Below are 6,472 nucleotides of genomic sequence, written 5' to 3' on the forward strand. Positions count from 1 at the left end.
TCGTCCTGCTGGGACTGCTGGGTTTCTCGATCGTCGAACGCCGCTGGGAATCGCAGCGGCCGGCGATGGTGGTTCAGCCGATCGCCGAATGGGAGCCGGACAACGCGGTCTGGGGCCGCAACTATCCGCGCGAATACGAGACGTATCTGCGGACCCGCATCGACGACACCCAAACTCTCTTCGGCGGCGCCTATCCGCGCGACTACCTCGAGCAGGACCCCTACCAGGTGATCCTCTTCGCCGGGTACGGGTTCAGCAAGGACTACCGCCAGGGCCGCGGCCACTACCACGCGGTCGAGGACGTCAAGCAGACCGCCCGGATCAAAACGCCGTACAATCCCGGCACGTGCATGACCTGCAAGAGCACCGACGTGCCGCGCCTGATGGCGAAGATGGGCACAGCGGAGTTCTACGCGACCAACTTCCACGACCTGGCCAAAGAGATCGTCCACCCGATCGGATGCCATGACTGCCACGACCCAGCCACGATGAATCTGCGGATCACCCGGCCGGCCCTGCGCGAGGCGTTCGCCGCGGCGGGCAAGGACATCAACGAGGCCACTCACCAAGAGATGCGATCGCTGGTCTGCGCTCAGTGCCACGTCGAATACTACTTCCAGTCGGAACCGAAGGATTACCTGGCCTTCCCGTGGAAATCGGGCAAAAGCGTCGAGGAGATGCTGAAGCACTACGACGAGCTGGCGTTCGTCGACTACGTCCACCCGATCTCGAAGACGCCGATCGTCAAGGCCCAGCACCCGGACTACGAGATGTACCTGACCGGCATCCACGCCTTTCGCGACGTGGCCTGCGCCGACTGCCACATGCCGTACCGCTCGGAGGGCGGCGTGAAGTTCACCGACCATCACGTCCAGAGCCCGCTGCTGAATATCGCCAACAGTTGCGCGGTCTGCCATCGCTGGCCGGAAAACGAAATCCGCTCGCGGGTGCAGGCCATCCAGACCAAGGTCTTCCGCACCAAGCTGCAAGCCGAAGAGGCGATCGTGCTGGCCCATTTCGACGCCGCCGCGGCCATCGAAGCGGGAGTCGACGACCAGCAACTCGCCGAACCGCGCAGGCTCATCCGCCACGCCCAATTCCGCTGGGACTACGTCTCAGCCAACAACGGGATGGGCTTCCATTCACCACAGGAATCGATGCGCGTCCTGGCCGACGCGACGCACCAGGCCCAGGAGGCAAGAGTGTTGCTGGCCCGCGTGCTGGCGGAAAAAGCAGTGACCCGTTCGCCGCAATACCCGGACGTCTCGACCCGCGAAAACGCTTGGAACGTGGCCAAAGCCTTCGTCGACCAGACCCCGCCCAAACTGCTGCCATAGACTCCGCGTCAGTATCCTGGCGGCGGGGTGGTGGTCAGCCGGCTCAGGGATCGGCGGGTGGCGTAGGCGACGTAGCCTTTGGCGGCTGAGCGGGAGTAGGCGGTGTTGGCCTTGCCGAGGGCGTATTCGCAGTTGAACACGGGCACGCCGGCGGCGAGGTACCGATCGAGGTACTCGACGTAGTAGCCGCTCAGGTCGGCATCGTTTTCCGAGTCGTAGCCGTCGGCGGCGTTCCAGTCGTCAAAGGCATCGCCGTCAAACCCGTCGCGGATCAGTTCGTCAACCACGCTGACGTAGTCGCGGTCGGCGGTGGCGGGCGTGCCTTGGCCGTGGATCATGATGTCCTTCCACCGCGTGTCCCAGTACGCGACCCGATAGTTGCCCTCCCAGCCGTCAGGATCGTGGACCAAAATGTAGTCCGGCCAATCGGCGGGCATCGGCGAACCCTGCGGCCACGAGGCCGACCAGGTCCAGTACCATCGCCAGTCCTCAGCCTCGCCGATGTTGATGTAGCCAATCACCAGCTTGCGATGGATGCCGTCGCTGGCCGCGCTGGCCTTGAGTTGATCGACCATGTCCTTGGCGTCGAAGTCCTTGTCGTCGCCGGACCAGTCGGTGCGGGTCGGCTCGACCACGAGCATGTCGTAGCCCGAGGCGGCCAAAGCCTCGACGGCTCCGGCGCCGCTGATGTCCTGAATCTGATAGGCCCAATACTGAACGTCGGCGAGGGCCACCGGCCCTTCGGTCGGCTCAATAACCTCGCCGTTGTCGCACCCAGCCAAACCCACAAGGCTGACCAGGCAAAGAAGCGAAATGACCTGACGCTGGATCGGGTTCATGGCCATGCTCCAGTCCGCCGATTACGGCTGGCCACTATTATGACAAGGTCGCCGAAAGCGTCAACGGGTCGGTTGTTGACGAGCGGAAAGCGGGCGGTACACTGGGAGCGCTAAGTTGGCTGCGTGGAAGGATTGGACCGATGGCGCGGATTTCCATGAACCGGCGGCGGATGTACTACAACGACGACAGCGGGACGCGTCTGGCCTGCTACGGGGGCGCGTTCACGCCCCGCATGGTGACCGACGCGGTGGACGCGGTGGTCGGCACCGCGGTGACCGACCTGGTCTTCTGCGTGAGCTACAGCTACTGGGGCAACTACCCCTCGCGGGTCAACCCGATGCCGGGCTGGCGCGACACGCCGTCGGCCCACAGCTCGCCGCACTACCGGCGGCTGTACGAATTCTTCCGCCACGTCCGCGAGCACGGCTGGGATATCCCCAAAATGGTCATGGACCGGGCGGCGAAAAAGGGACTGGGGTTTGTGCCCTCGGTGCGGATGAACGACGCCCATTTCACCCAGAAGGTCCACCCGACGGAGCATCCGCTGACCGGACCGTTCTGGATGGAGCATCAGGACCTGACCCTGGGTCCGGGCCAGTCCGGACCGTGGGGCGATCCGCAGCATTACCTGGACTTCGCCCACGAAGCGGTCCGGCAGCATCTGCTGGACGGTGCCTTCGAGGCGATCGACCGCTACGCGGTTGACGGGTTTGAGCTGGACTGGACGCGCCACTGCCCGTACTTCCGCAACGGCTGCGAGCAGCCGGAACTGCTGACCGAGATGATCCGGCGGGTGCGGCAGCGCCTGGACCGGAAAGACGGGTCGTCGCGGTTGCCGCTGCTCGTCCGCGTCGGGCCGTCAATCGAGGAAAACGCCAAGTACGGTCTGGACGTGCGGACGTGGATCGCCGAGGGCCTGGTGGACGTGGTCGTACCCTCCAGTCCGGGCCGGTTCATCAGCTTCGGCATGCCGATCGACGAGTGGGTCCGCGCCGCGGAGGGAACCGGCGTCGAAATACATCCCAGTCCCGACTCCGCCGCGCCGTGCGGCGACGGCCAGGCGTCCGTCGCGATGTACCGCGCCGCCGCGGCCAATTGCTACGCGATGGGCGCGCATGGGTTCTACGTCTTTAATCTATTCTGTCGCGGATACCCGTACGGCGACGACGCCTACGTGATCCTGCGCGACGTCTCGGACGTTGACGCCCTCTCGCGGCGCGACAAGCGTTTCATGGCGGATGGGAACGCCTGGCGGCAAGGCGACGATGGCCTGCCGGTCGGCCTGGGCGATCCGCAGCGGCCGGCGACGGTCGCCCTGTGGATCGGCGACGATCTGGCGGGCGAAAAAGAACGGGCGACGCTGGACCGGGCGACGCTACGGCTGCGAATCGATCGGCTCGCCCCGGAGGACCGGTTCGAGATCGCGCTGAACGACCAGATCCTCGACCCGCGCGACCGGCGCGTCCACATGCCCGACTACACGGAGCTGATCGCGTGGAACGCCTCGACGGCTTCGTGGACGCCGGAGCGCGTGAACCTCCGCGGGCCCTGGGCGTGGATCGAGATCGACTTGAAGGATCCACTCCCGAACCAAGGGCGCAACACGGTCACCGTCCGCTCACTTGTACCGATGGCTGACGACCGCAAGTTCCAGCCCATGCTCAACGACGTCGAACTGCGCGTCAGTTACCGTCCGTGCGGCACGGCAACCCTCTGAGGGACGAACAGCGATGAACGATTCGGACTTCCTGCTGTTTCACACCTACGCCGATCACGTGATGGACCAACGGCTCGATCCGCGGGCGGCGGCGGAGTTCCTCGTCGAGCAGGGACTCTGCAACGGGATCATGATCTGGGTGGACCATCACCGCAAGCCCGTCCACCCGCCGTCAGCCGAATGGCTGCGCCGCCACGATCTGGCCCTGCTGTTCGAGTTCTATACCAACGACCATTACGCGGTGCCCTGCGCGCGGAGGGAAGGTTTCGGCGACGACCTGACCGCCTACAACAATCACTGGTGCCGGCTGATTTTGGATTACCTGAAGGCGCTGGGACCGGGAAGGTCGTTCTGGGGTCTGGGACACGAGCACTACGACTCGTTCTGCGGCTTTTCTCTGCCGGACGAGTCGGGCAAGATCGTGGCGACCGTTCCGGCGAGCCGACGCGAAGGATTCGAGACGTACCGGCGGTGGATCACCACCAACGCGCACCAGCAGCACTGGGGACCGCAACGCTACGCCACGCTGCCCGGCTATCGCAGCGGGCGGATGACCGATCAGCCGGACACCTTCGAATTCCTCAAGCAGCGCGGCCTGAACATCCCGCACGGGCTGATCGTCGGCGGAGTCGGTCCGCACCACGCCCACTACCAGTTCGAGATATTCCCCGAGCAGGAGGCGTTCTGGTGGGAGTGCATGGTGCCCGGATTGGCCAACGCCCAGGTGGGTATGAGCTTTCTGCGCGGAGCGGTCCGCCAGTACGGCCGGAAGGGGCTGGCCGACGTGGCCCCGTACGAGGGCAAGCGGGCGTGGCACGATGAGTTGATGGAGCAAGAGCCGCTCGCCGATGAATTCCTCCACTGCCTGACGTGGGCGTGCTACGACGAGAACGGCCGGAAGCTCGCGGGCTATTCCGAGAGCCTGTACCTGCGGGTGTGGATGTCGCTGTGGGCGGGCGGCGTGGACATCATGCTGCACGAGGACTCGATCTCCACGCACTTCAATGCGTTTGGGGCGAAGACGGAGCTCAGCCCGTTGGGCCGCGTACACGCCGATTTCGTCCGAATGGCCTTGGATGAAGCGAGCGATCGTGGAAAAATGATCCCAACCGCCGCGGTCGTGCTGCCGTTTCTGCACGGGCTGTGTCCCGCCCCAGGGGTCGGCCATCATCCCCATCCGTGTTCGCCGTGGCAAGGTATGCCGCTGACCCGCGGCGACCGGTCGATCGTGCGGTTCTTCGACGCGGCGTTTCCCAATCACGGCATCGGCCACCCGTGGCCGTATCCGGGCAATCCGTACGACAAGGCCGACGTCGAGGCGCGGCGGCACTTCGGCCGGATGATGCAGGCCGGCTGCGACCTGCGCCCGCTGGAGCCGCGGCACGTGACGGCCAGCCGATGGGGCAATGGGCTCGACGTGCTGCTGGACAACGCGCCGCTCGACGTGCTGCGACAGTACCCAGCCCTGATCCTGCTGGGTGATTTCGAGCCGTTAACCCCCCTTCTGGAGCATCTGGGACCGTATCTGGAAGGCGGCGGACGGGTGCTGACTTCCAGCGCCTTTGCGGGATTGGAGCGGTTGGGCTTCGCCACCAAAACCGGCGATGCGGCAGATGAAGACAACCGGGTGTGCAAGCTCGCGGTCGGAACGGGATCGCTGTGGGTGCTCAGGCAGGACCACCTGCTGGAGCCCGACTCCGATGGCGATCCTGAGTTTCCCGCGTGGGTCGTCGCGGTGTTGGACGAGTTCCTCGAACCGCATCGGGTGCTGGAGGTCCAGGGTCCGCCGATCGAATGGTGCGCAGCCCGCAACGGAACGGGCCTGCGGCTCTATCTGGCGAACCACAGCCCCGCCGACGCCCTGCCGATCCTGACCGTGCATCCGGAATCCCTCGGTTGCCGCGTCGATACCGACAAGTCGATCCGCAACCACGTGGTCCAGAATGACATCCCGTGGCGGGCCGTCGAAGGCCAATCGACGTTCGAGGTCAAGCTGTCGGCGTGGGGAGTTGCCCTGCTGGATATTCCGCTGAAGGAGGAGAGCAATGGCTGAGAGAAAACCATCGGCGCTGCTGCAACGCATGGAAGGTGTGACGGTGGCCCTGGCGACGCCGCTGACAAAGACCGGCCGGCTGGACGGGCCTGCCTTGAAGCGTCTGATCGAGCGGACCATCGCCAACGGGGCGTGCTGTCTGTTTCCGCTTGGCTGGTGCGGCGAGCAGCCGATGCTGCCCGACGAGGTCCGCGAACAGGTGCTGCGTGAGACGTGCCGCATTGCCGACGGGCGACTGCCGGTTATGGCCGGCGTCAGCGAGCAGAGTCTGCCGAGGGCGCTGCGTTGGGCGAAGGCGGCCCGCGAGGCCGGAGCCGATCTGATCCTGGCCACGCCGCCTTACAGCTATCCGATGCCGCAGGAGTGGCTGGTGAAATACTTCACCGATCTGGCCTCGCAGAGCCGCATGCCGCTGGTGGTCTACCAGAACGACGAGGTCGGCGTCCGGCTGGAACCGCGGACCATCGCCAAACTGCCGAACGTGCCCGGCGTCATCGGGATCAAAGCCTACATGCCGTTCGTCCA

5 protein-coding genes are annotated in these 6,472 nt (G+C 65.3%); 4 read left to right on the top strand and 1 reads right to left on the bottom strand.

Annotated elements, in window-relative coordinates:
* On the top strand, positions 1-1,337 hold a 1,337-nt coding region (locus GXY33_22585; protein NLX07939.1), incomplete at its 5' end, for an ammonia-forming cytochrome c nitrite reductase subunit c552.
* Between the two features lie 8 nt (positions 1,338-1,345).
* On the opposite strand, the gene GXY33_22590 is transcribed toward GXY33_22585, so the two are convergent.
* Complete coding sequence (locus tag GXY33_22590) at positions 1,346-2,176, bottom strand: hypothetical protein (protein ID NLX07940.1); 831 nt, start codon at positions 2,174-2,176, stop codon at positions 1,346-1,348.
* A 140-nt stretch (positions 2,177-2,316) separates the two neighbouring features.
* Here GXY33_22590 and GXY33_22595 point away from each other — a divergent pair, with 140 nt between their 5' ends.
* From GXY33_22595 to GXY33_22605, 3 genes are all read left to right on the top strand, one after another.
* A complete protein-coding gene (locus tag GXY33_22595) occupies positions 2,317-3,894 on the top strand; it encodes a hypothetical protein (protein ID NLX07941.1) in 1,578 nt (525 codons plus the stop codon).
* A 13-nt stretch (positions 3,895-3,907) separates the two neighbouring features.
* Positions 3,908-5,947, top strand: a complete 2,040-nt coding sequence (locus GXY33_22600) for a hypothetical protein (protein NLX07942.1) — start codon at positions 3,908-3,910, stop codon at positions 5,945-5,947.
* Positions 5,940-6,472: dihydrodipicolinate synthase family protein (locus tag GXY33_22605; GenBank protein NLX07943.1), on the top strand; the 533-nt coding region annotated here is incomplete at its 3' end. The genes GXY33_22600 and GXY33_22605, both read left to right, overlap by 8 nt.

This window comes from Phycisphaerae bacterium (assembly GCA_012729815.1).
GTDB lineage: Bacteria > Planctomycetota > Phycisphaerae > JAAYCJ01 > JAAYCJ01 > JAAYCJ01.